21 protein-coding genes and 1 tRNA gene are annotated in these 20,080 nt (G+C 59.8%); 3 read left to right on the top strand and 19 right to left on the bottom strand.

Annotated features, from left to right (window positions below):
• Positions 1–144: 144 nt before the first annotated feature.
• The gene (gene rpmA, locus ACRY08_RS11235) at positions 145–414 is read right to left on the bottom strand and encodes a 50S ribosomal protein L27 (protein ID WP_432450013.1); all 270 of its coding nucleotides are present in this window, start codon (positions 412–414) and stop codon (positions 145–147) included.
• Between the two features lie 21 nt (positions 415–435).
• Positions 436–1,035: a 50S ribosomal protein L21 gene (locus ACRY08_RS11230; protein ID WP_432450282.1), complete on the bottom strand. Its 600-nt coding sequence runs from the start codon at positions 1,033–1,035 to the stop codon at positions 436–438.
• A 293-nt stretch (positions 1,036–1,328) separates the two neighbouring features.
• Here ACRY08_RS11230 and ACRY08_RS11225 point away from each other — a divergent pair, with 293 nt between their 5' ends.
• On the top strand, positions 1,329–3,497 hold the full coding sequence (locus ACRY08_RS11225; protein WP_432450012.1) for a tetratricopeptide repeat-containing sulfotransferase family protein: 2,169 nt from the start codon (positions 1,329–1,331) through the stop codon (positions 3,495–3,497).
• Positions 3,498–3,532: 35 nt separating this feature from the next.
• Here the strand turns inward: ACRY08_RS11225 and ACRY08_RS11220 are convergent, their stop codons facing one another.
• Both ACRY08_RS11220 and ACRY08_RS11215 read right to left on the bottom strand, forming a co-directional pair.
• Entirely contained in the window at positions 3,533–4,444 is a 912-nt protein-coding gene (locus ACRY08_RS11220) for a DUF2059 domain-containing protein (RefSeq protein ID WP_432450011.1), read from the bottom strand.
• Complete coding sequence (locus tag ACRY08_RS11215) at positions 4,441–5,304, bottom strand: DUF2059 domain-containing protein (protein ID WP_432450010.1); 864 nt, start codon at positions 5,302–5,304, stop codon at positions 4,441–4,443. Before ACRY08_RS11215 ends, ACRY08_RS11220 begins: the two co-directional genes overlap by 4 nt.
• A 183-nt stretch (positions 5,305–5,487) precedes the next feature.
• On the opposite strand from ACRY08_RS11215, the gene ACRY08_RS11210 reads away from it, so the two are divergent.
• Both ACRY08_RS11210 and ACRY08_RS11205 read left to right on the top strand, forming a co-directional pair.
• Positions 5,488–5,577 (top strand) — tRNA-Ser (locus tag ACRY08_RS11210).
• A 360-nt stretch (positions 5,578–5,937) separates the two neighbouring features.
• The gene (locus tag ACRY08_RS11205; protein ID WP_432450009.1) at positions 5,938–6,354 is read left to right on the top strand and encodes a hypothetical protein; all 417 of its coding nucleotides are present in this window, start codon (positions 5,938–5,940) and stop codon (positions 6,352–6,354) included.
• Positions 6,355–6,446: 92 nt separating this feature from the next.
• Here ACRY08_RS11205 and ACRY08_RS11200 read toward each other — a convergent pair whose 3' ends face one another.
• The 15 genes from ACRY08_RS11200 to soxY form a co-directional block, all read right to left on the bottom strand.
• Positions 6,447–7,214: an SDR family NAD(P)-dependent oxidoreductase gene (locus ACRY08_RS11200; RefSeq protein ID WP_432450008.1), complete on the bottom strand. Its 768-nt coding sequence runs from the start codon at positions 7,212–7,214 to the stop codon at positions 6,447–6,449.
• An 80-nt stretch (positions 7,215–7,294) separates the two neighbouring features.
• Positions 7,295–9,076 (bottom strand): SulP family inorganic anion transporter, encoded by a 1,782-nt coding sequence (locus ACRY08_RS11195; RefSeq protein ID WP_432450007.1) that lies wholly within the window; start codon positions 9,074–9,076, stop codon positions 7,295–7,297.
• 42 nt (positions 9,077–9,118) lie between these two features.
• Positions 9,119–9,454: a TIGR01244 family sulfur transferase gene (locus tag ACRY08_RS11190; RefSeq protein WP_432450006.1), complete on the bottom strand. Its 336-nt coding sequence runs from the start codon at positions 9,452–9,454 to the stop codon at positions 9,119–9,121.
• 11 nt (positions 9,455–9,465) lie between these two features.
• Positions 9,466–10,353, bottom strand: a complete 888-nt coding sequence (locus tag ACRY08_RS11185) for an MBL fold metallo-hydrolase (protein WP_432450005.1) — start codon at positions 10,351–10,353, stop codon at positions 9,466–9,468.
• Between the two features lie 42 nt (positions 10,354–10,395).
• The gene (locus ACRY08_RS11180) at positions 10,396–10,839 is read right to left on the bottom strand and encodes a DUF6691 family protein (RefSeq protein ID WP_432450004.1); all 444 of its coding nucleotides are present in this window, start codon (positions 10,837–10,839) and stop codon (positions 10,396–10,398) included.
• A 12-nt stretch (positions 10,840–10,851) separates the two neighbouring features.
• Positions 10,852–11,283, bottom strand: coding sequence for a YeeE/YedE family protein (locus tag ACRY08_RS11175; RefSeq protein ID WP_432450003.1), 432 nt, complete (start codon positions 11,281–11,283; stop codon positions 10,852–10,854).
• A gap of 171 nt (positions 11,284–11,454) precedes the next feature.
• The gene (locus tag ACRY08_RS11170) at positions 11,455–11,916 is read right to left on the bottom strand and encodes a DUF302 domain-containing protein (RefSeq protein WP_432450002.1); all 462 of its coding nucleotides are present in this window, start codon (positions 11,914–11,916) and stop codon (positions 11,455–11,457) included.
• A 93-nt stretch (positions 11,917–12,009) separates the two neighbouring features.
• Complete coding sequence (locus tag ACRY08_RS11165) at positions 12,010–13,284, bottom strand: FCSD flavin-binding domain-containing protein (RefSeq protein ID WP_432450001.1); 1,275 nt, start codon at positions 13,282–13,284, stop codon at positions 12,010–12,012.
• 79 nt (positions 13,285–13,363) lie between these two features.
• On the bottom strand, positions 13,364–14,071 hold the full coding sequence (locus ACRY08_RS11160; protein ID WP_432450000.1) for a c-type cytochrome: 708 nt from the start codon (positions 14,069–14,071) through the stop codon (positions 13,364–13,366).
• A gap of 142 nt (positions 14,072–14,213) precedes the next feature.
• Positions 14,214–15,314, bottom strand: coding sequence for a c-type cytochrome (locus tag ACRY08_RS11155; protein ID WP_432449999.1), 1,101 nt, complete (start codon positions 15,312–15,314; stop codon positions 14,214–14,216).
• Positions 15,298–16,578, bottom strand: a complete 1,281-nt coding sequence (soxC, locus tag ACRY08_RS11150; RefSeq protein WP_432449998.1) for a sulfite dehydrogenase — start codon at positions 16,576–16,578, stop codon at positions 15,298–15,300. Before soxC ends, ACRY08_RS11155 begins: the two co-directional genes overlap by 17 nt.
• A gap of 38 nt (positions 16,579–16,616) precedes the next feature.
• Positions 16,617–18,314 carry a thiosulfohydrolase SoxB gene (gene soxB / locus ACRY08_RS11145; RefSeq protein ID WP_432449997.1) on the bottom strand — a complete coding sequence of 566 codons (1,698 nt, stop codon included), beginning with the start codon at positions 18,312–18,314 and terminating at the stop codon, positions 16,617–16,619.
• A gap of 111 nt (positions 18,315–18,425) precedes the next feature.
• Positions 18,426–19,274, bottom strand: a complete 849-nt coding sequence (gene soxA / locus ACRY08_RS11140) for a sulfur oxidation c-type cytochrome SoxA (RefSeq protein WP_432449996.1) — start codon at positions 19,272–19,274, stop codon at positions 18,426–18,428.
• 24 nt (positions 19,275–19,298) lie between these two features.
• Positions 19,299–19,628, bottom strand: a complete 330-nt coding sequence (gene soxZ / locus ACRY08_RS11135) for a thiosulfate oxidation carrier complex protein SoxZ (protein WP_432449995.1) — start codon at positions 19,626–19,628, stop codon at positions 19,299–19,301.
• 17 nt (positions 19,629–19,645) lie between these two features.
• Entirely contained in the window at positions 19,646–20,062 is a 417-nt protein-coding gene (soxY, locus tag ACRY08_RS11130) for a thiosulfate oxidation carrier protein SoxY (protein WP_432449994.1), read from the bottom strand.
• Between the last annotated feature and the right edge of the window lie 18 nt (positions 20,063–20,080).

Raw genomic sequence — 20,080 nt, 5'->3', positions numbered from 1 at the left:
CCTCTTCAGGTTTGGGGCGATCCGCGGACCCTACCCTTTGTCCCTCAAGAACTGGTTAATCGCATCTATGGTCTTCAAACAAAAAGAAAAGGGGCCGGCTATCACAGCCGGCCCCTGGTTTTTCACAACCTTGTCAGGTTCGGCTTACTCAGCGGCCTCCGCCACCGGGAGAACCGAAATAAAGGTGCGGCCTTTCAGGCCCTTGTGGAATTTGACGGCGCCTTCGGCGGTGGCAAAGATGGTGTGATCTTTGCCCATGCCAACATTTGCGCCCGGCCACATCTTGGTGCCGCGCTGACGCACGATGATGTTGCCCGGGATCACGGCTTCGCCGCCGTATTTCTTAACACCAAGGCGACGACCGGCTGAGTCGCGGCCGTTACGGGATGAACCGCCTGCTTTTTTATGTGCCATGCTATCTCTCCTTAGCTCAGATTAGGCCAGCGATTTGGCCTGCTCAACCCACTCGGGCTTAACTTTAACAGCGTCAAAGCTGTCAACGTCAACGGCCGCAAGCTGGGCGAAGGTGGTGATGCCGGCTTCGGCCAGCTTCTTGGCGGCGGCGGGGCCGACACCGGTGATGGCGGTCAGGTCGTCCGAACCAGCGGCAGCGGCGGGTGCCTCTGCTTTCGCGGCTTTCTTCGGAGCGGCTTTCTTGGCCGGGGCCGCAGCAGCAGCGCCCGAAACCGAACCTGCACCAATCGCAGCTTTCACGCCCGATTTGTCGGCACCCTTTTCCAGGATGTCGGTCACGCGCAGGAGCGTCAGTTGCTGACGGTGACCCTTGGTGCGCTTCGAGCTGTGCTTACGACGGCGTTTCACAAAGTTGATAACCTTGTCGCCTTTGATCTGGTCGATGACTTCAGCCTGAACGCCTGCACCATCCACAGTGGGGGTGCCGACGGTCGCGCCGACCATCAGAATCTCGTTGAACTGGACTTTTTCGCCAGCATCGGCCGCCAGCTTTTCAACGCGCAAAACGTCGCCAGCCTGGACCTTATACTGCTTGCCGCCGGTTTTCAGAACCGCAAACATTTGATCTTCCTTCATATTCCGCGTCCTATGGCCCCGGGTGATCCGGTGTTTGACGAAGGGACGATCCCCTCACTTGCCTCGAACTGCGCGTGTGCTTCACCATGAAGCGCACAAAGTTAAACACACCCGCACGGGAAAATCCCGGCAGGAGTGGCGGCTTATCGGGTGGATCGCCCATGAAGTCAAGGAAAAACATGGCAGATAACCGGGTCATGCACGCCCTGCCCTTGCGATGGGCCCCGCATCCTATTAGCCATGGGGGAAATGTCCACCCACAGGTGCAGGAACGCCCAATGTTGCCACTGAATTCCAATCAGATCCCGGCCCTGTTTCAAAAAGCGATGGGGCTGGCGCGCGCGGGCAAGCCGGTCGACGCGCTTGCCGTCTTCAAGCAGCTTCAGGCGCTTGCACCGAAACGGGCGGAAGTGCCGTTTCAGATGGCACAGCTGCACGCGCGCATGGGTGAGCATGACAAAGCCCTGAAGGCCTTTGACAAAGCCGCAAAGCTGGCCCCCGGCGAGGCCACCGTCTGGACCGCCTATGCGGCCCATCTGTCTCAGCACGGCACGAAGCCACTTCGCAAAACGGCCCTGATCACGTTGAAATCGGCCAAGTTGCCCGCCAAAGAGGTCAAACGCATCGGCGATCTGATCCGGGGCAAGGCCACGGGCACGCAGCGCGATGCCGGCAATGCCACAAAGGCCGAAATCGACGGGCTTTTGGCGCTGGTCAATGCGGGCAAAGCCCAAGAGGCCGAAACACAGGCGCGCGCGCTTTTGAGCGCACGTGGTCCTAATGAGATCATCCTGACCATTCAGGGGGCGGCACTGGCCGCGCTGGGGCGCGTGCAGGATGCCGAAACGGCCTTTCGCGCGGCCCTGTCACGCGATCCGGATTACGCCGAAGCTTTGGCGCAGCTGGGCCAGCTGTTGCTGACACAAACCCGCCGTGACGAAGCACGCGGGGTGCTGGAAAAGGCCCGGACGCTGATCCCAGACAATCCGATCGTGCTGGGCAATCTGGGCAAGCTCTATAATGACACCAACGCGCCTGACAAAGCGCTGGACTGTCTTGACCGTTTGCTGGCGCAGGCGCCGGGCAACGCATTGGCCCTTTATACGCGGGCGCAGGCGCGGCTGACGCTGGAGGATGGCGCAGGCACTCTGGAAGATCTGGACGCGCTGGAGGTCTCGACCCCGCGCAATGGCGACACGGGCGCGCTGCGTGCGATGGCGCTGAAACTCACCGGGGATCTGGACGGCGCCGAGGCCACGATCAATGCAGCCCTCAAGGCCGATCCCAACAGTCTGCGCGTGGTCACGCTGGCGGCCAATCTGAAACAGCAGACCGGCAAGTTTGACGAAGCAGAAACTCTGCTGCGCGCCGCTCTTGATCGCGGGGTGAAATCCGGCACGATTTACCGGATGATCGCACAGGGGCGCAAACTGGCTGCAGATGACCCGCTGGTGGCGGAGATGAAGGCGCTTTGGGCGCGCGATGATCTGCCTTTTGAAAGCCGCGTGGACCTTGGCTACGGGCTGACCAAGCTGATGGAAGAGCAAGGCGATCACGCGGCCGCCTGGACCTATCTGGAAGGGGCCAACGCGATCATGCGCGACACGCAGCCCTACGACCGGGCCAAGGCGCAAGGGGATTTCGACCGTTTCACCGCCTTTGCCAAAAGCCTTGACCCCGCGCGGCTTGGCACAGTTGGGCATCAGGACAATCAAACGATTTTCATCACCGGCCTGCCCCGCTCTGGCACCACGCTGGTCGAACAAATCCTTGCCAGCCACTCCGAGGTGACCGGCGGCGACGAGCTGGGCATCTTTCACCCGCTGGGCTTTGCACAAGTCGCCCAGACCGATGCGGCGGGGGGCACGATCCGCGATATGACCCCGGATCAGCTGGCCGCATTGGGGCGCGCATATGAAGCCGCCGCCGCGAAACGGGTGAGAAGCTCTACGCCCCGGATCACCGACAAGACCATTTCGACCTATCAGATTGCGCCCTTGGTGTGGCTGGCCCTGCCACGCGCCAAGATTGTTGCCCTGCGCCGAGACCCGCGCGATAACCTGTGGTCAATCCTGAAAAACCGCTTTCTGACCGGGCTGCATCTTTACAGCTATTCGCAGGAAGATCTGGTCGAGACCTATCGGCTCTACACCGAATATCTGGACCAGTGGCGACAGATGAACCCCGAAGGTCTTCACGAGATCAGCTATGAAACGCTGGTCGAGGACCCGGAAAGCGAAATCCGCAAGCTTTTGGCGTTTTGCGAGCTGGAATGGGAAGAGGCCTGTCTCGATTTCCACAAGACCAAGCGGGATGTGAAAACCCTGTCTGTCGCGCAGGTGCGCCAGCCGCTATACAAAAGCTCGGTCGGCAAATGGGAACCCTATGCCAAAGAGCTTGCCCCCCTACTGGACGGTCTTGCGGCTTTGACAACAGACAAGGCATAGGCGCGCATATATCAGCCCGCGATCCGTCCGCGCGCCTACAGCTCCTGTTCGGCGCCCATCTGGCCCACAGCAGCCCCCAATTCCCGGCTCAGGCGCAAATACATGCTGTCAAAGGCCTGGAAAATTGCGCTGTTCAAGGCCCTGCCCGCCGGGCTTTCGGAAAAACGCACATAATCCTCAAGCACCTCGGCCGAGAGCGGGCTATAGGCCGTGCCCAGATAGGCCAGCAGCCATTCTGACGTGTCGCGCCTGATTTCGACCTCCTGAGACCACACCTCGCTCAGGATCTCGCGATCCGTCATCATGGCGGCGGTGTCGGGGCTGGCATCATAAAGCGCGCGCAGGAACGCATAGTTGGAGTTGAGCGCACCCATCACGTTGCGCTCCACCAGATCATTGATGTCGATAAAGCGAAAAATCGCGTCTTCATGGGCCGCAACGGCCTGCCCTGACAACCAGTTGGCCCGGGCGCGGGCCTCGATCTCGGGGTCCATGAAGGCGCGGCGCGCAGAAAGCTCCAGCGCCACAACCTGTTGAATATCGGCGCGTTCGTAAAACGCGCAGAGCGGCGCAAGATGGGCGCTGTCCAGCGCGCCAACAAAGCTGTCTTCGATCACGCGGTGCAGCCGGTCTGTGGTATAGATCGCCGCGACCCGATCACGCCACCCCTGGCCGCCTTCGCGGCCCAAAAGCTCTTTGTCGCTGTCCAGCGCCATCTGCGTGCCTTCGGATTGCATGATGTCGATCAGTTCGTCGATCTTCAAAAGCGCCCATAGGGCCTCGCGGCTCACCTCGCCCTTAACCTCTGTGACAAGCGTGGCCCGTTCTGAATGCACCGGCGTGACTTGGGCAACGGGCGCGGCATGTGCGACAAAACTGCCCGCTGCAAGCGCCACAGAAGTCGCTGCGGCCAACATGGGCATGCGGATGGTCGGTTTCAGGCTCACAACTCCTGCTCCGGGGCCAGATCGGATAACCGGGTGGCAAGCTGTTCATATCGGTCGCCCATAATCTCGTATTGCACCCCGTTCAGGATTTCATAGACCTGCCCCATTTTCGGGTCCTGAAGGGCCGAAAGATAGTCGATCAGCTCGTCATCCGTGAGATCACGATAGGCGTAAGCGTTCAGGATCAGGCTGTTGGCATCCATCGCGCGGCGCATTTCGTCCGCGCCGCTCATCAGCATCAGGCGCAGGTCTTCTTCGCTGACATCAAGGTCACTGGCCCCCGCGGCCATAGCGGCCAGAAGATAGCGCAGCTGGATTTCCACAAAAGACCGGATCGCGGTTTCGGTGGACCCGATCGCCTCGCCCATCGCGCGAAACAGCTGCAGACGGATGCTGTTTTCATCAAGCATCGCGGTGACCAGCGCCTCTCCTTCACGGAATTTCACCTCGTCATCGGTGACATGACTTTCATTTTCGACGGCCACAATGCGTTGGCCAAGGGGGCTTGCGTAAAACCCCACGCCATGCGCCAAAAGCGGGTCCGGCAGGACCGCGCCCAGCATGTCGACCGCGTCCTCCAGCATCTCGTCGGGGTCAAACACCTGTTCGGCCAGCCGGGTCCATTGGCGGCCAAACCGGTCGGGATCTTCCCCCGTCAGCCCCGGCCCCGCCATCGCGCCTTGCTGAAGCGAGGTGATCGCCACATCAAACCCGGTCACTTTCAGAAACTCCACAATTTCCGATTTACTGGCCGCGCGCGCCGGAAGGTTTTGAATGAAAAGAGAAATCACCAGCACAAAGGCCCATGAAACAGCCCGGATCGCCGGGCGCAACTTGTCTGCAAAGGGACTTGATCTCATGGTCTTGACTGCCTTTTCGTCTTGCCTGTCGGGCTTAGAGTAACGGCGCGGCCCCATAAGGCCAAGCCCATGGGTTTCACCTTCGCGTCAATTCGCCGGTGATGTCCTGAGCTTGTGTGTTTTTTTCGCAAAAAAGAGGTTGCACATGGCGGCCAGTCGAACTATTCCCCCCGAGACCCCCGCGGAGAGGTGCCGGAGTGGTCGAACGGGGCGGTCTCGAAAACCGTTGTGGGTGCAAGCCCACCCAGGGTTCGAATCCCTGTCTCTCCGCCACAAGTCTTCCCCAAGCGGCAAGACTGGCAGCAATCAAACCGACAGCGTTTACATGGAAAGCGGGCCGGCAGGCTTCCTTTTCGTTGGCTTCACCCAGCCGGAATGCGTCCAGTCCAGCCAGGTCAGAAACCACAGCCCCCGGACCAAACTGACAGGCCGAAGGTAGATGGCCAGGGCCGCGACCGGCTTTGCGCGTTTGTGGCAGCGCGCGTGTTCGAAACCGCCCTGCCCGATGACGACTCGACAGCAGCAGATTGGATTGATTAACATTCTCACTATCGTCGCCGACCTTGGTCAACCTGTTTTGCCCCCTTGGTCGTCGATGCTTTGTGTCGGCATTGGCAAAACCGGACGTGTGCGATGATTGATGTTCGCCCGAACCATGAAAACGGATACCTGTACCTGCTGGTTTCAGAACCATTTTCGCTGGACGAGCTTTACCAGCTGCTCTTGAACAGCCCAAACGCCTTTGTCGGCTGGCCCGCCGTGCTTGATCTGAGACAGGTGCGGCTAGACAGGATCACTGAAACCGATATCCGCCGCCATCTGATGAAGAAAAGCTCGCTAGGTGGGGCGAAAACCAGCGTGCCCTGTGCCTATGTCGTCGAAGGGGTCAAGGCGCAGGCGGTCGTGCGCATGGCGACCGTGATGTCCGAGCTGGCCAGCATATCGAAGGACGAGGACATGCTGGTTACCGAAGACCTGGAAGAAGCAACGCGCTGGGTCACGGCCTCGGGTGCAGCGGTTGACGCAAAACGGCGTTACTCTCGGGGGTGAACGCCCCGGATCCGGCGGGAATCAATGGCTTTGCACATAAGAAATGACCCGCAAATCCCTGCGGGCCATTGATCGTCTTCTCTAAAAAGACCTTAGCGCGGTGCCATGCGCACGGCACCGTCCAGCCGGATCACTTCGCCGTTCAGGAATGAGTTCTCGACGATGTGGCGCACCATACCGGCATATTCCGCCGGGTCGCCAAGGCGTGATGGGAACGGCACTTGCGCCCCAAGGCTGTCCTGCACCTCTTGCGGCAGTCCGGCCACCATCGGCGTTTTGAAAATACCCGGCGCAATCGCCATCACGCGAATGCCGTCGCGCATCAGGTCACGCGCCATTGGCAGGGTCATGCCCACGACACCACCCTTGGAAGACGCATAGGCCAGCTGGCCGATCTGCCCGTCCATCGCCGCAATCGAGGCCGTGTTAATGATCACGCCACGCTCGCCGTCATCCGTCACAGGGTCAGCCATCGCCATGCCCGCCGCCGACTGGCTGGCGCAGTTGAACGTGCCAATCAGGTTCACGCCGATCACCTTGGCATAAAGGCCCGCATCATGGGCCACGCCCTTGGACTGGGTTTTGGCCGCAGGCGCAATGCCCGCGCAATTCACCATCACGCGTTCTTGCCCCAAAGCCGCGCGCAGGGTTTTGAACCCCTCGGCCACCGATGCCGCATCTGACACGTCCACCTTGGCGAAGGCCCCGCCCAGTTTTTCCGCCATCGCCTGCCCGGCCTCTTCATTCAGGTCAAAAATGCCAACTTTGGCACCCTTGGCGGCCAGAGCTTCGGCGACCGCGCCGCCAAGGCCGGATGCGCCGCCAGAGATGGTGACAGTGGTGTTTTCGGTGATTTGCATGGGCGAGCCTCCCTTAAAAGATGGCCCGCCCTAGCAAGAATTGCACAAGCGTTCAATAAATCTGGACAGGCCCGGCCAAGTTACGCAGCGTCCCCCTGCCCCTCGCACGTCGGCAACGCGCCATCCACCGGTCCCAGCGCCTGCATGGCGGCAAATTGGGTCAGATAGACGTCGCCCGACAAATGTTCGACGAATGTCGTGCGCATCAGGCGGTCCATGACCGGGCCTTTCACCTCGCTCAGGCTCAGCGTGATGCCCGCATCCATCAACTGCCGGTCAAGCTCCTCAAGTGTTTCCAACGCCGAGAGGTCAATCTCGTTCACCGCCGAACACATCAGAACCACATGTTTCAACCCGCCGCAGGAGATGCGTTCAAGCAGGTAGTCCTCGATATAGCGCGCATTGGCGAAATAGAGGTTTTCATCGAGCCGCAGGGTCACCAGTTCGGGATGGGTCAGCACCTTGTGGCGGTTGATGTTGCGAAAATGCTGGGTGCCGGGGACCAGCCCGACCTCGGCGATATGGGGCCGCGAGGTTTTATAAAGATAGAGCACGATGGACAGGACAACGCCTGCCGAGACACCGATTTCCACGCCAAACCCAAGGGTCAGCAGGATGGTCGCCAAAACGGCGGTAAAATCCGCGCGGTGATAGCGCCAGGTTGCCTTGAGGATGTGAAAATCCACAAGGCTCAGCACCGCAACAATGATGGTTGCCGCCAATGTGGCCTTGGGCAGGAAGAACAAAAGCGGGGTCAGGAACATGGCGGCGGCAAGGATGCCGATGGCGGTGAAGGCTCCGGCGGCGGGGGTCTCGGCGCCTGCGTCAAAATTCACCACAGACCGGGCAAAGCCACCGGTGACCGGATAGCCCCCCGACAGGGCCGCGGCCACATTGGACGCCCCCAGCCCCACCAGCTCCTGATCCGGTACGATGCGTTGGCGTTTTTTGGCGGCCAGTGTCTGTGCCACCGAAATCGATTCAACAAACCCGATGACCGAGATCAGAAGCGCCGAGCCAAAGAGGCTGGTCCAGAGATCCGCGTCAAAACTGGGCAGAGTGAGCGGCGGCACCCCCTGCGGCACCTCGCCCACAATGGCGACGCCCATTGAATGAAGATCAAACCCCCAGCTCAGAAGCGTGGTGACCGCCACGGCGCCAACCGGTCCGGCCTTGGCCAGGATATCCGCCATACGCGGGCCAAGCCCCAGAGACAAAAGCAGAGGTTTCAACCCCTTACGCACCCAAAACAGGAACGCCACCGACCCCGCCCCGATCACCAGCGTGATCAGGTTGGTTTGGTTCAGATGCCCCAAGAGCGACCCCAGCAGCGAAACGAGGGAATGGCCATGCGCGTCGATGCCCAGAATATGCTTCAGCTGACTTGTCGCGATCAAAAGCCCGGATGCGGTGATGAAGCCGGCAATCACCGGGTGGCTCAGGAAATTGGCCAGAAACCCAAGGCGAAAGACGCCCATGACCAGTAAGATCACGCCCGAGATGAAGGCCAGCGTGATCGCCGCCGCCGCGTATTCAGACGGTCCGGCCAGATCCAGATTGCCCACGGCCGCCGCCGTCATCAGGCTGACCACAGCCACCGGCCCCACCGCCAAGGCGCGTGACGTGCCAAAGATCGCGTAGGCCACCAAAGGCAGGATCGAGGCATAGAGCCCCATCTCGGCAGGAAGACCCGCCAAAAGCGCATAGGCCAGCGACTGGGGGATCAGCATGATCGTGACGATCACCGCCGCCACCAAATCCGAGGTCAGCTGGCCATTGTCATAGCGCGCCCCCCAGTCAAGCACGGGCACATAGCGTTTGAAGGCAGCGGCGCGCGCTGCCGTGATCTGATCACGAGACATGGTGATTTTCCTAAATATTTACAGCGCCATGCGCCGCGTTTTTCATGCAGATTGCTGCGCGGTCATCCACAGGATTTCGCAGCGCGTGCCGGTGCGGCAATAGGCAAAGACCGGTCCCGGCGCTTCAGCCACAACGCGGCGAAACGCGTCGCGCACGGCCAAAGCATCTTCGCGGGTCGACATGGGCAGGAACGAGGTCGCCAAACCGGCCGCCTCGGCCGCCTGCGCGATCTCGGACCAGCTTGGCTGTCCCGGCTCTTCCCCATCGGGGCGGTTGCACATCACCACGGTGAACCCGGCGGCCTTGATCGCGGGGATGTCGTCGACCGTGATTTGCGGGGCAACCGTCACGTGGTCATCTAGCTGTTTCATCTGCATATTTTTGCCTCTTAAAGCGTGTTTACCGGCACTTTCAGGAAGGTTTTGCCATCCTCGTCTGCGGGCGGCATATCGCCTGCGCGCATGTTCACCTGCAAAGATGGGATGATCAGGCGCGGCATGTCCAGCTGGGCATCCCGTTCGGTGCGGAACTTCACGAACTCCTCACGCGTTTTGCCTGCGCCCACGTGGATATTGTGCGCCTTTTCGTCGGCCACGGTGGTCTCCCACTGAATGTCACGACCATTGGGGCCGTAATCGTGGCACATGAATAGACGGGTTTCATCGGGCAGCGCCAGCACCTTCTGGATCGAATCGTAAAGCACACCCGCATCCCCGCCCGGGAAATCAGCACGCGCGGACCCGCCATCGGGCATGAAGAGCGTGTCGCCAACAAATGCGGCATTGCCCATCACATGCACCATACAAGCGGGCGTGTGACCCGGCGTGTGAATGGCGACGGCTTCCATATTGCCGATCTTATAAGTATCGCCGTCCTCGAACAGCGCATCAAACTGGCTTCCGTCGCGCTGGAACTCGGTGCCTTCGTTGAAGACTTTGCCAAAGACATCCTGCACCACGGTGATCTGGCTGCCGATGCCAATCTTGCCGCCCAGCTCGCGCTGGATATAGGGCGCGGCCGACAGGTGGTCGGCGTGCACATGGGTCTCGATCAACCATTCCAGCGTCAGGCCTTTGGCCTTGATATGCGCGATGATCTCGTCGGCATGCTCATAGGAAATCCGGCCCGCCGCATAGTCGATGTCCATGACGCTGTCGATCACGGCGCAAGCCTCTGACGACGGGTCCTTCACCACATAAGAGATCGTGTTGGAATCCGGCTCGAAAAAGGCCGTCACCTCGGGGATAAGGTCGGTGTTCATGGGATAGTCGGTCATGACATGTCCTTTCTTGGATGCCCGGGCAACGGCCGGACAGGGTTAGCTGGTCTGAGCGGCATCGCGCAGGCGCGCGCTCCGCTGGATCATGAAACGGGCGATGAAAATGCCCACAATAAGAGCGACGGTGAAAATCAACACGTCAGGATTGCCGGTTGAAATGACCGGAAGCGAGGCGCCGGGGCAGAAGCCTGCCAGCCCCCAGCCAAGGCCAAAGACGAAGGATCCGCCCACCAGACGACGGTCGATGAGCTTGGTTCCCGGCAGGGTGAACGCGTTGCCGAAGACAGGTTTTGGACCTTTCAGAACCAGGAAATACCCCGGTGCGGTGACCAGGATGGCGGCGCCCATCACGAAGATCAGGCTGGGGTCCCACGTGCCTGCAAAATCGAAGAAGTTCAGAACCTTCGCGGGGTTTGCCATGCCCGAGATGGAGATGCCGAGGCCAAAGATCAGGCCGATTGCGTAGATGACAACGAGATGCATAACCGTTCCCCCTTACAGGCCAAGAATGTGGCGGGTGACAAAGACCATCAGCGTGATCCCGGCCATGAAACTGATCGTGGCCACGAAGCTGCGTGGCGAAAAGCGCGACATGCCACAGACCCCGTGGCCCGAGGTGCAGCCCGACCCGTAGGTCACGCCGATCCCGACCACAACGCCGCCGATGATCATCGACAGTTTGCTGACGGGCACTTCAATCGCGGGGAAGTGGCCTGTGATAAACAGGAAGACAAAGGGGCCGGTCAGCATGCCCGCCAGAATGGCCGCGCGCCAGGCCCAGTCGGCCGAGCTGTTGGGCTGCATGAAACCGGCCAGAATGCCCGTGGCCCCCAGCACATTTCCGCGCACCCACATCAAGAGCACCGAGGCCAACCCGATCAGGGCGCCTCCGAGCGTTGCTGCGAGCGGTGTGAACTCCGTTTCCATCCTGTTTTCCTCACTGGTTTCTGTTCGCGTGTTAAACTTAGGGCGCTTCCCCCGGCAGGACAAGATATACATTCATCTTTTTGAATGTTTTTTCGCATGACCTGACGGAACACAAAAATCCCCGCGCGTCATAGCGACACGCGGGGCGATGTTTTTCAAGCCTTTAGGCCGTTACTCTGCAACCGCTTCCTGCACGATCCCATCCAAAAGTGCCTGCACTTTCTGCATCGCACCCTCGGGATAGTTGCGATAGCCGACGCGGACCTCGCCGCCCTGATCGGTCACGAAGATATTGTAGGGGCAGAACGCGATATTCGCGGCGTCCGCTTCCATCACCTCACGGCTCACCTTGGCCGAGCAGAACAGAAAGATATCCGCCGCGTCAAAGATCGTGACATCTGAGCCGACATCGCCCTTGGTGCGTTCCAGCATCTCGCCGGTGTGGCTGACATAATCGATCACCAGCCCCTGCCCCACAATGGCGCTTTCAACGGCGAAGGTCGCATCGTCAAAGCTGCCATCAAAAGCATAGGTGATGGCCGTATCGCTCATCTGTTTTCCGTGGTCGTCAGCAAATGCCGGGGCCGTGATTGTGGCGGTGGCCATCATCGCGGCGATACATGTCTTGCGCATGGTCTTTCCTTTTGGAATGCGGGCCGTTCGCGCAAAGCCCCGTGAAACTGCGGCCCGAACAGCCGGGCCGCAGCGTGATCATAGTCGGATGGATCAGCCAAACATGTCGGACGTGATGCCCGCATACCAGCCAACGCTTTCCTCATAGGTGGCCTGACGCAGCTCGGCATCCTCGCCCACCTGGCTGATGAAGCCGTCGACCTTGGCGATCTTCTCGTCCGTGGCCTCGTAGCTGGCGCCCACTTTCACGCCGTCACCATCGTTGATCAAGGACCAGCAGGTGTTGGTGAACTTGGCTGGGAAGAGCTTCGACCCGGTCAGCGCCGAGCGCACGGCCATGGCCGCCACTTTCGCCTGAGAGTTCGCCGCAAAGCCCGATTTCGGCATGTCACCCTGCTGGCTGGCATCGCCCAGCACGTGGATGTTTTCATCAACGCGGCTCTGCATCGTATGCGGGTTCACCGGTGCCCAGTTGCCTTCGGTGATGCCCGCCATGTCACAGATCTTGCCTGCTTTCATCGCCGGGATCACGTTACAGACATCCACCTTGGTTTCTTCGCCATCGATGGTCACCGTCATGTCATGCGGGTTCACAGACACATTGCCGCCACCGAAATCCGGGCCGACCCATTCGATCATGCCGTCATAGTGACGCGACCAGCCATCCTGGAACAGCGCCATTTTCGAGAATTTCGGCTTGGGGTCCGCGATGATGATTTTCGCCGTCGGGTTCTTCTTTTTCAGAATGTTGGCGATCATCGAGATGCGTTCATACGGCCCAGGAGGGCAGCGGAACGGGTTGGGCGGCGCGACCATGGCGAAGGTGCCGCCTTCGGGCATGGCTTCGACCTGCGCTTTCAGAAGCTCGGATTGCGAGCCGGCCTTATAGGCATGCGGCATGGCGTTCTGATGGCTGATGTCCCAGCCTTCAACCGCGCCGTCGACAAAATCGATGCCCGGCGACAGGATCAGACGGTCATAGTTCAGCGTGGCCCCACCTGCCAGCGACACGGTGCGCGCCTCGCGGTCGATGCCGATGGCCCAGTCATGCACCACGTTGATGCCGTAATCCGCTGCCAGCTTGCCATAGCTATGTGCGATCGAGCCCAGCTCGCGGAAGCCTGCCATATAGAGGTTCGAGAAGAAGCAGGTGTAATAGCTGCGGGTGGGTTCGACCAAGGTGACCTCGATCTCGCCTTTCGAATCCTTGGCGATATAGCGCGCGGCTGTCGCCCCGCCCGCGCCGCCGCCGATCACAACGACCTTGGGCTTGCCGTGTCCGGCCGCATGCACCATCGGCGCAGACAGCGTGGTCGCAGCCGCCCCGGCGGCCACACCGCCCATGAACAAACGTCTGTTGAGTTTCATAGATACCTCCCTGTCGGCCGCGGAGAAACGCGCGCGACCCTCGCGATCAGGCGGACCCGTCCCGGCCCGCCCTTGAATTTCACTCGGCCACTTCGAAATAAGCGGCCAAAGCGGCAATCTCGTCGTTGGACAAGCGCCCGGCCATCATCTGCATCACCGGATGCGGGCGGAACTTGTCTTTATAAGCGTGCATGGCGACCACGAAGTCCTCGGCGGGCCAGCCAATAATGCCCGGAATGCCATCATTGTCACCAGACAGCTGATGGCAGGATGTGCATTCAGACGATAGGTATTCGCCGTATTCCGGGTCGCCCTGAATGGCCAGAATGGCCGGATCAACCGCGTGGTCCGTGCCGGCAGCCGTCGGCGCAGCCTCGGGAATATCGCCCGGATTATCCGAATAGCGGCGCAGGAAGGCCAAGAGATCCGCGCGTTTCTGTTCGTCTTTCAACCCTTTGTAAGACATGCGCGTGTCAGAGGCGAAGGCCTTGGGGTTTTCAATATAGCGGTCCAGCAGGTCAAATTCCCAAATCAGCCCATCTTTGCCCATCCGGGTCAGGCCTTTGGAGTATTTGAACCCTTCCTCGGCGCCAGCGCGGCGCCCGAAAATTCCGTTGAGATGTGGCCCAACGCGGTTCTTGGCATCTTTGCCGACAGAGTGGCATGACTTGCACTCTTTCCACAGCTTTTCGCCGTCTTCAGCATTGCCGATTTCGTTTGAAAATGAGGGCGTTGCGGCACATATTGCCACCACAGCGCCTATCGCAGCGTTTCGAATCCGTCCCATGGGCAGAGCTTAACCTGTGCACCTCACCCACTCAATAATTTTCATATACATATGCATGCATTTGTTGCATGAAAATTGCGCACCAAATGAAACGGGCGCTGCATCGCTGCAACGCCCGCCTGTTTCACCTGTCACCGGCCGGTTACTGGCTGTGTGATTTCAGGAATTCAAGGATCGCAGCGATATCCTTGTCCTTCTTCAGACCCGCAAAGGACATCTTGGTGCCCTTCATGTATTTCTTCGGGCTGGCCAGATAGGCTGACAGTTCGGTTTCGTCCCAAACCAGACCGCCTTCAGCGGCGGCTTTCATCGGTTTTGAGTATTTGAACCCTTCAACCGCACCGGCTGCGCGACCAAAGACACCGTTCAGCATCGGACCGGTGCCGTTCTTGGCTTTGTCGCCGATTTTGTGGCAGGCCTTACATTTCTTGAAGACCTTTTCACCTTTGGCGACCAGTTCCGCATCCAATGCAGCCGCCGGTGCGGCGGCCTCTTGGGCCGGCGCCTCTTCTGCAGGCGCTTCTTCAACAGGTGCTTCCGTTGCCGGAGCCGCCGCTTCCGTTGCGGCGCCCGCCGCCCCCATCACAGCCTGGCTGATTGGTGTGGCATCGGTGCCCGAGTTCGGGTCGCCGGGGAAGACAACCGTTGTGGTGACCTCGACCGCGCCCGGTTTGCAATCGCTCATGCAGCGATTGGTGAAGCTGCCATATTCGGTCTCTGTACGGTCATCCACGATGAAACCTTCGGCATTGGGCAGCACCACATCCTTGAACGTATCCTTGGACAGGGTGAAATCATCATCCACCAGATCGTTGGAATAAAGGATATAGGCCACGATGGCGTAGACATCGTCATTCGACAGCGTGCCTGCCGCGCCAAAGGGCATCGAGCGGCGCACATAGTCAAAGGTGGTCGACAGATAGGGCCAGTAAGAACCCACGGTTTTCAGCGGGTCTTCGTGATCCAGCGTGTCCATGCCACCGGCCAGTTTCGGCCAGTTGCCCGCGCCTTCGGCAAATTCGCCGTGACAGACCGCACAAGCGTCAGCAAAGACCTCTTCGCCGGTCCACACGTCACCCGAGCCGTCAGGTAGGTTCGAACCATCCGGAAACACATCCAGATCCCAAGCGGCCACTTCGGCGTCGGTCGCCGCGCGGCCCAAGCCCAGTTTTTCGGCCATGGCAGGCGCGGCAGTCAAAGCGGCAACGGACGCTGCCATCAGGAATTTAGGAAACTTCGACATTGTTCGCCTCCCCTTTCGCATTGACGTGCCACGTCTGGATGCAGTTGTTGTGATAGATCGAGTTCAAACCGCGCACTTCGCGCAGCTGCGCCTTGGTGGGCTGAACATATCCGGTTTCGTCCATCGCGCGGGATTGCAGGAACATTTCCGATCCATCCCAGTTGATGTCCAGATAGAAGCGGGTCAGCGCCATCTTCTTGCCGGGTTCGGCCAGACGCGCCTCTTGCCAGGTCACGCCGCCATCCAGCGACACGTCAACGGCGGTGATCGCACCATTGCCCGACCAGGCCAGACCGGTGATGACCAGCGGGCCTTTGCCGTGCTTGATCGGCATCTGCGGGCTGGGGCTGGTCACGACGGATTTCGCATCCATCGCCCATGTCCACTTGCGCGACGTGCCGTCCTCCAGCGTGTCGGTGTATTTCGAGGTCTCTTCGCGGCTTTCAACCGGCTTGTCCATTACCTCGATGCGACGCAGCCATTTGACCCACATGTTGCCTTCCCAACCGGGAACAACCAGACGCACCGGATAGCCATGCTCCATACGCAGGGCTTCGCCATTGGCTTTGAAGGCCACCATGCAGTCATCCAGCGCCTTTTCCATCGGGATCGAGCGGCCGTTTGACGAGGCATCTGCGCCTTCGACATAAACCCACTTGTCCTTGAAATCGCCAGCCGCATCCAGCCCAGCCTCTTCCAGAAGCGTGCGCAGGGAAACGCCGGTATATTCCATATTGTGGATCATGCCGTGGGTGTATTGCGCACCATTGAGCTGCGAACCTGCCCATTCCATGCCGGTGTTGGCGGCGCATTCCAAAAAGAAGGTCTGCTGAACACGCGGGAAACGCTCGAGGTCTTCATAGGTGAAGACCAGCGGCGTATCGACCAGACCGTTGATCATCAGACGGTAGTCTTCTTTCTTCAGCGTGATCGCGCCCGAGTGGTGGCGTTCAAATGCGCAACCCTGCGGGGTGATCGTGCCGTCCAGCGCGTGGATCGGCGTGAAGTTGATCGACGAGATTGTGTCGGCGGTCAGCCATTCCACATTGCGACGGATCACGTCGCCCTCAAATTCGATCGGCATGCCGTAGGGCGTAGCGTCAACACCCTCGCCCAGACCGGATGCCCATTCCTGCACTTCGGTGATCAGCGGATCACCTTCGGCGCGTGCGGCCCCTGCGGCCCCAACGGCAGCCCCTGCGGCAGCGGCCCCTTTCAGGAACCCGCGGCGCGAGGTGCCTGCCTCTTTCGTTTCATTCGACATATGTCAAACCCCCTAATTCTGGCTGTTTGGCTTAAGTATCAAGCACCTACAACTTGAACCGAGTTGTTCGGATCCAGTTTGATGGTGCCTTGTTTCTTGATGTGGCTTTCGACAACATCCCAGATCTGCGGACCTTCGGTGCCTTCGTTCACGCTGGCCCAGCCCGCGACCACATAGGTCTTGGCCGGATCAATCGCTTCGCCGGTTTTCAAAAGCGTCATCTCGGTGATGCGTTCACCCTGCGGTTTGTTGATGTCGATGCGGTAGCCCATGCCACCGATGCGCACCATGTCACCGCCCTGTTGATAGTAGGGATCGGGGTTAAAGAGGTTGTCGCCCACGTCTTCCAAAATGGTGTGGATGAACTCGCCCGTCATTTCCGTGCGATAGGCTTCACCGTAGGACATGGAGGTCACGTTCCAGATGTCCTCGCGGGTGATATCTTGTCCCGGTAGGATCGACGGCCCCCAACGCACACCGGGCGACATGGCAATATCCGCCTCGCGTTCGGAAATCAGCGCGTCACAGATCAGGTCATCCCACGATCCGTTGAAGTTGCCGCGACGATAAAGAAGCGTGTCGGTGGTGCCGATCACCTCTTCCAGCTGGTCCTTGTAGGGCGCGCGCTGCTCATCAATCAGCGTGGTGATCGTCGCATCCGGCGTGATGACGTCCGCAAAAATGGGGATCAGCTTGTGGCGGATGCCCATCATCTTGCCGTCGCGCACGTCCAGATCGACGCGGCTGACAAATTTCGAGTTCGAGCCGGAGGCGATGATGAAGGTCTGTTCGACCTGCACAGGTTCCGGCAGCGCATCATGGGTGTGACCCGACAGGATCACGTCGATGCCTTTCACGCGGCTCGCCATTTTCTTGTCCACGTCAAAGCCATTGTGGCTGAGGACAACCACCAGCTCGGCGCCCGCGGCACGCACTTCATCGACCATGGCCTGCATGTTCTCGTCGCGAATACCAAACGAGTACTCCGGGAACATCCAGCGCGGGTTGGCGATGGGCATATAGGGGAAGGCCTGACCGATCACGGCCACCTTCACGCCGCCGCGTTCGAAGAACTTGTAGGGCTTGAACAGCTCGGCCGGCTCGTCCCATTCAGCATCAAAGATGTTCTGTCCAAGAGCGGCAAAGGGCAGCCCCTCGACGATCTCGTTCACGCGGTCCGAGCCCAGAGTGAATTCCCAGTGGAAGGTCATCGCATCGGGCTTCAGCGCGTTCATGACATTAACCACATCCTGCCCTTCGGTGTGGTGACAGGTATACGAGCCATGCCATGTGTCGCCACCATCCAAGAGCAGCGCATCGGGACGATCCGCGCGGATCGCGTTCACAACGGTCGCCACACGGTCCATGCCGCCCACTTTGCCATAAGCCTGCGCCAGAGACGAAAAATCGTTGTAGGTCAAAGCGTAAGCATTGGGAGAGCCGTCTTCGATCCCATATGCCTTGCGGAAATCCGCGCCAGTCACATGCGGCATCTGGCCGTTTGCCGCCCCAACACCAAGGTTGATCTCGGGCTCGCGGAAATAGATCGGTTTCAGCTGGGCGTGAATGTCCGTGATATGGATCAGGCTGACATTGCCAAACGTGTCGAACTTCAGAAGATCATCCTGTGTCAGCGCCTGCTGAGCGGCCAGCTTGGCCCAGTTGCCAAAGCCCGACGCACCGTAAAGCGCAGAGGCTGCCATCGAGACCTGAAGAAAGTCGCGGCGAGAAATCATGAGCGGTTTTCCTTGGTTATCAGCCCCTTGCACGCCTCACCCATGCTTGGGATTGAATATGTTCAATTACAGAAAACCCCGCCCAGGACCTGCCCGGACGGGGTCTTTGATTTAGTTGCGGACCGACGGACCTTCGACCGACAGACCATTGCCGCGCGAGGCGACATAAAGCTCAAGAGCAACGAACTCGTCCGAACCCGGGCTGTAGGTATGCGCCCGCGTGTCACGAACGCAGCCTTTGAAGCGCGAATGCACCCCATTGAGCTTGGCATTCTTCAAACGATAGGTCGGGAAGCCGTTGATCTGACCCTGGCTGAGGTGGTCAGCGCGGATCATGTTGCCATAGTTGTCTTCATGACAATTGGCGCAGCTCAGCTCCAGCTGACCGGTGCGGGTGTAGTAAAGCTCTTTGCCCTGCTCCCACATGGCCTCGGCCGGACCGTCAATCGCCACGTTCACGGGCATGCCGCGCGACACCGAGGACAACAGCGCCTCGATGTTGATCGCCGGGGTCTTGTCATAGCCCCAAGGCTCGGCGCCCATGGCGTTTTCCCGGCAGTTGTTCACGGCCATCTGAAGGGTTTCCACCCGCTCGCGGTTGTCATTCCACTTCGGATAGACCGGCTTCACGCCTGCCATTTCCTCGGGTTCACCGTGACAATCGGCACAGGATTTACCCTTGGAGCCTTCCACGGTGTTCCAGATCTCGATGCCCTCTTCCACACCCAGCATGCCGGGGTTGTCGAAGTCGTCCATCTGCATTTCCTGCGTCTGGTCGGACCGGAAACGCCAGCCGGACAGAACCTCGTCCAGCACATCCGACAGATGCGCGGGCGCGGCTGTTTTGGTGACAATGTCAATCTCGCCGTTGACGGTGAGTTCAGCGCTTTCGTCGGCCGTGGCTGTGGCTGCCCCGAAGATGGTCGAGACAGCCAGAATAGCTGCGATGCCTTTTTTCATTATGTATTCCTCCCTGCGCTGGCCTCAGCCGATGGCGATCGACTTCGTCGTGTCGTAAACGGACCCGTCGTCGTCATACCAAGTGAATTTGAAATCACCGGCTTCATCGACCTTTGCGTCAAACTCGACATATGGGTTGGTCGAGATTGCGGGCTCCAGCGTCACGTCGATGACCGACTTGCCGTTGAACTCGCAGGTGAAGCGGTTGATGATCGAACGCGGGACAAGATTGCCCTCTTTGTCCTTACGCTGACCCGATTCCATCTTGTGGCTGATCAGGGTCTTGATGGTCACCACGTCGCCGGCAGCAGCCGTCTTGGGGACCTTTACGCGGGGTTTTGCACCTTTTGCCATATCTTAGATCTCCTAACTTAGCCGCCGCAGCCGCCGATGGTGACTTTCACGGTCGATTGCGCTTTCACGAAGCTGCCATCTGCCATTTTGGCAATTGCAACAACGTCTTGCGTACCGGCCAGACGGATACGGGTCGAAGCGGCCTGCGAACCGGCGGCTTCACCGAAGTTGAACTGGGCCACGCCCGGTGTCGGGTTGCCAGCGGCCAGCATCAGCACCGAAACGGCGCCGGGTGCGTCCACGGATACCGGCACGGTGTTGCCGTTCTCGGCAATCTCGGGCGCGGTCAGGGTGATCCCGCCTTCGCCCATGTCTGCACCACCGGTGAAGGCCGCGATGGCCTCGTCCGCAGCTGCCAGTGCGCGCATTGGCAACATGGCAACGGCGGTCGCGCCGAGCCCAAGTGCCAGAGCATCACGTCGAGTGAATTTCATCTCTAGTCTCCTGTGAGT

It is taken from the genome of Aliiroseovarius marinus, from assembly GCF_050881025.1.
GTDB lineage: Bacteria > Pseudomonadota > Alphaproteobacteria > Rhodobacterales > Rhodobacteraceae > Aliiroseovarius > Aliiroseovarius marinus_A.
This window is presented reverse-complemented; position numbering and strand designations above follow the sequence as displayed.

Excerpts from the sequence above, each read along its gene's own strand:
- rpmA (WP_432450013.1), bottom strand. The coding sequence starts at position 414 with ATGGCACATAAAAAAGCAGGCGGTTCATCCCGTAACGGCCGCGACTCA.
- ACRY08_RS11230 (WP_432450282.1), bottom strand. The coding sequence starts at position 1,035 with ATGTTTGCGGTTCTGAAAACCGGCGGCAAGCAGTATAAGGTCCAGGCT.
- ACRY08_RS11225 (WP_432450012.1), top strand. The coding sequence starts at position 1,329 with ATGTTGCCACTGAATTCCAATCAGATCCCGGCCCTGTTTCAAAAAGCG.
- ACRY08_RS11215 (WP_432450010.1), bottom strand. The coding sequence starts at position 5,304 with ATGAGATCAAGTCCCTTTGCAGACAAGTTGCGCCCGGCGATCCGGGCT.
- ACRY08_RS11205 (WP_432450009.1), top strand. The coding sequence starts at position 5,938 with ATGATTGATGTTCGCCCGAACCATGAAAACGGATACCTGTACCTGCTG.
- ACRY08_RS11200 (WP_432450008.1), bottom strand. The coding sequence starts at position 7,214 with ATGCAAATCACCGAAAACACCACTGTCACCATCTCTGGCGGCGCATCC.
- ACRY08_RS11195 (WP_432450007.1), bottom strand. The coding sequence starts at position 9,076 with ATGTCTCGTGATCAGATCACGGCAGCGCGCGCCGCTGCCTTCAAACGC.
- ACRY08_RS11190 (WP_432450006.1), bottom strand. The coding sequence starts at position 9,454 with ATGCAGATGAAACAGCTAGATGACCACGTGACGGTTGCCCCGCAAATC.
- ACRY08_RS11185 (WP_432450005.1), bottom strand. The coding sequence starts at position 10,353 with ATGACCGACTATCCCATGAACACCGACCTTATCCCCGAGGTGACGGCC.
- ACRY08_RS11180 (WP_432450004.1), bottom strand. The coding sequence starts at position 10,839 with ATGCATCTCGTTGTCATCTACGCAATCGGCCTGATCTTTGGCCTCGGC.
- ACRY08_RS11175 (WP_432450003.1), bottom strand. The coding sequence starts at position 11,283 with ATGGAAACGGAGTTCACACCGCTCGCAGCAACGCTCGGAGGCGCCCTG.
- ACRY08_RS11170 (WP_432450002.1), bottom strand. The coding sequence starts at position 11,916 with ATGCGCAAGACATGTATCGCCGCGATGATGGCCACCGCCACAATCACG.
- ACRY08_RS11165 (WP_432450001.1), bottom strand. The coding sequence starts at position 13,284 with ATGAAACTCAACAGACGTTTGTTCATGGGCGGTGTGGCCGCCGGGGCG.
- ACRY08_RS11160 (WP_432450000.1), bottom strand. The coding sequence starts at position 14,071 with ATGGGACGGATTCGAAACGCTGCGATAGGCGCTGTGGTGGCAATATGT.
- ACRY08_RS11155 (WP_432449999.1), bottom strand. The coding sequence starts at position 15,314 with ATGTCGAAGTTTCCTAAATTCCTGATGGCAGCGTCCGTTGCCGCTTTG.
- soxC (WP_432449998.1), bottom strand. The coding sequence starts at position 16,578 with ATGTCGAATGAAACGAAAGAGGCAGGCACCTCGCGCCGCGGGTTCCTG.
- soxB (WP_432449997.1), bottom strand. The coding sequence starts at position 18,314 with ATGATTTCTCGCCGCGACTTTCTTCAGGTCTCGATGGCAGCCTCTGCG.
- soxA (WP_432449996.1), bottom strand. The coding sequence starts at position 19,274 with ATGAAAAAAGGCATCGCAGCTATTCTGGCTGTCTCGACCATCTTCGGG.
- soxZ (WP_432449995.1), bottom strand. The coding sequence starts at position 19,628 with ATGGCAAAAGGTGCAAAACCCCGCGTAAAGGTCCCCAAGACGGCTGCT.
- soxY (WP_432449994.1), bottom strand. The coding sequence starts at position 20,062 with ATGAAATTCACTCGACGTGATGCTCTGGCACTTGGGCTCGGCGCGACC.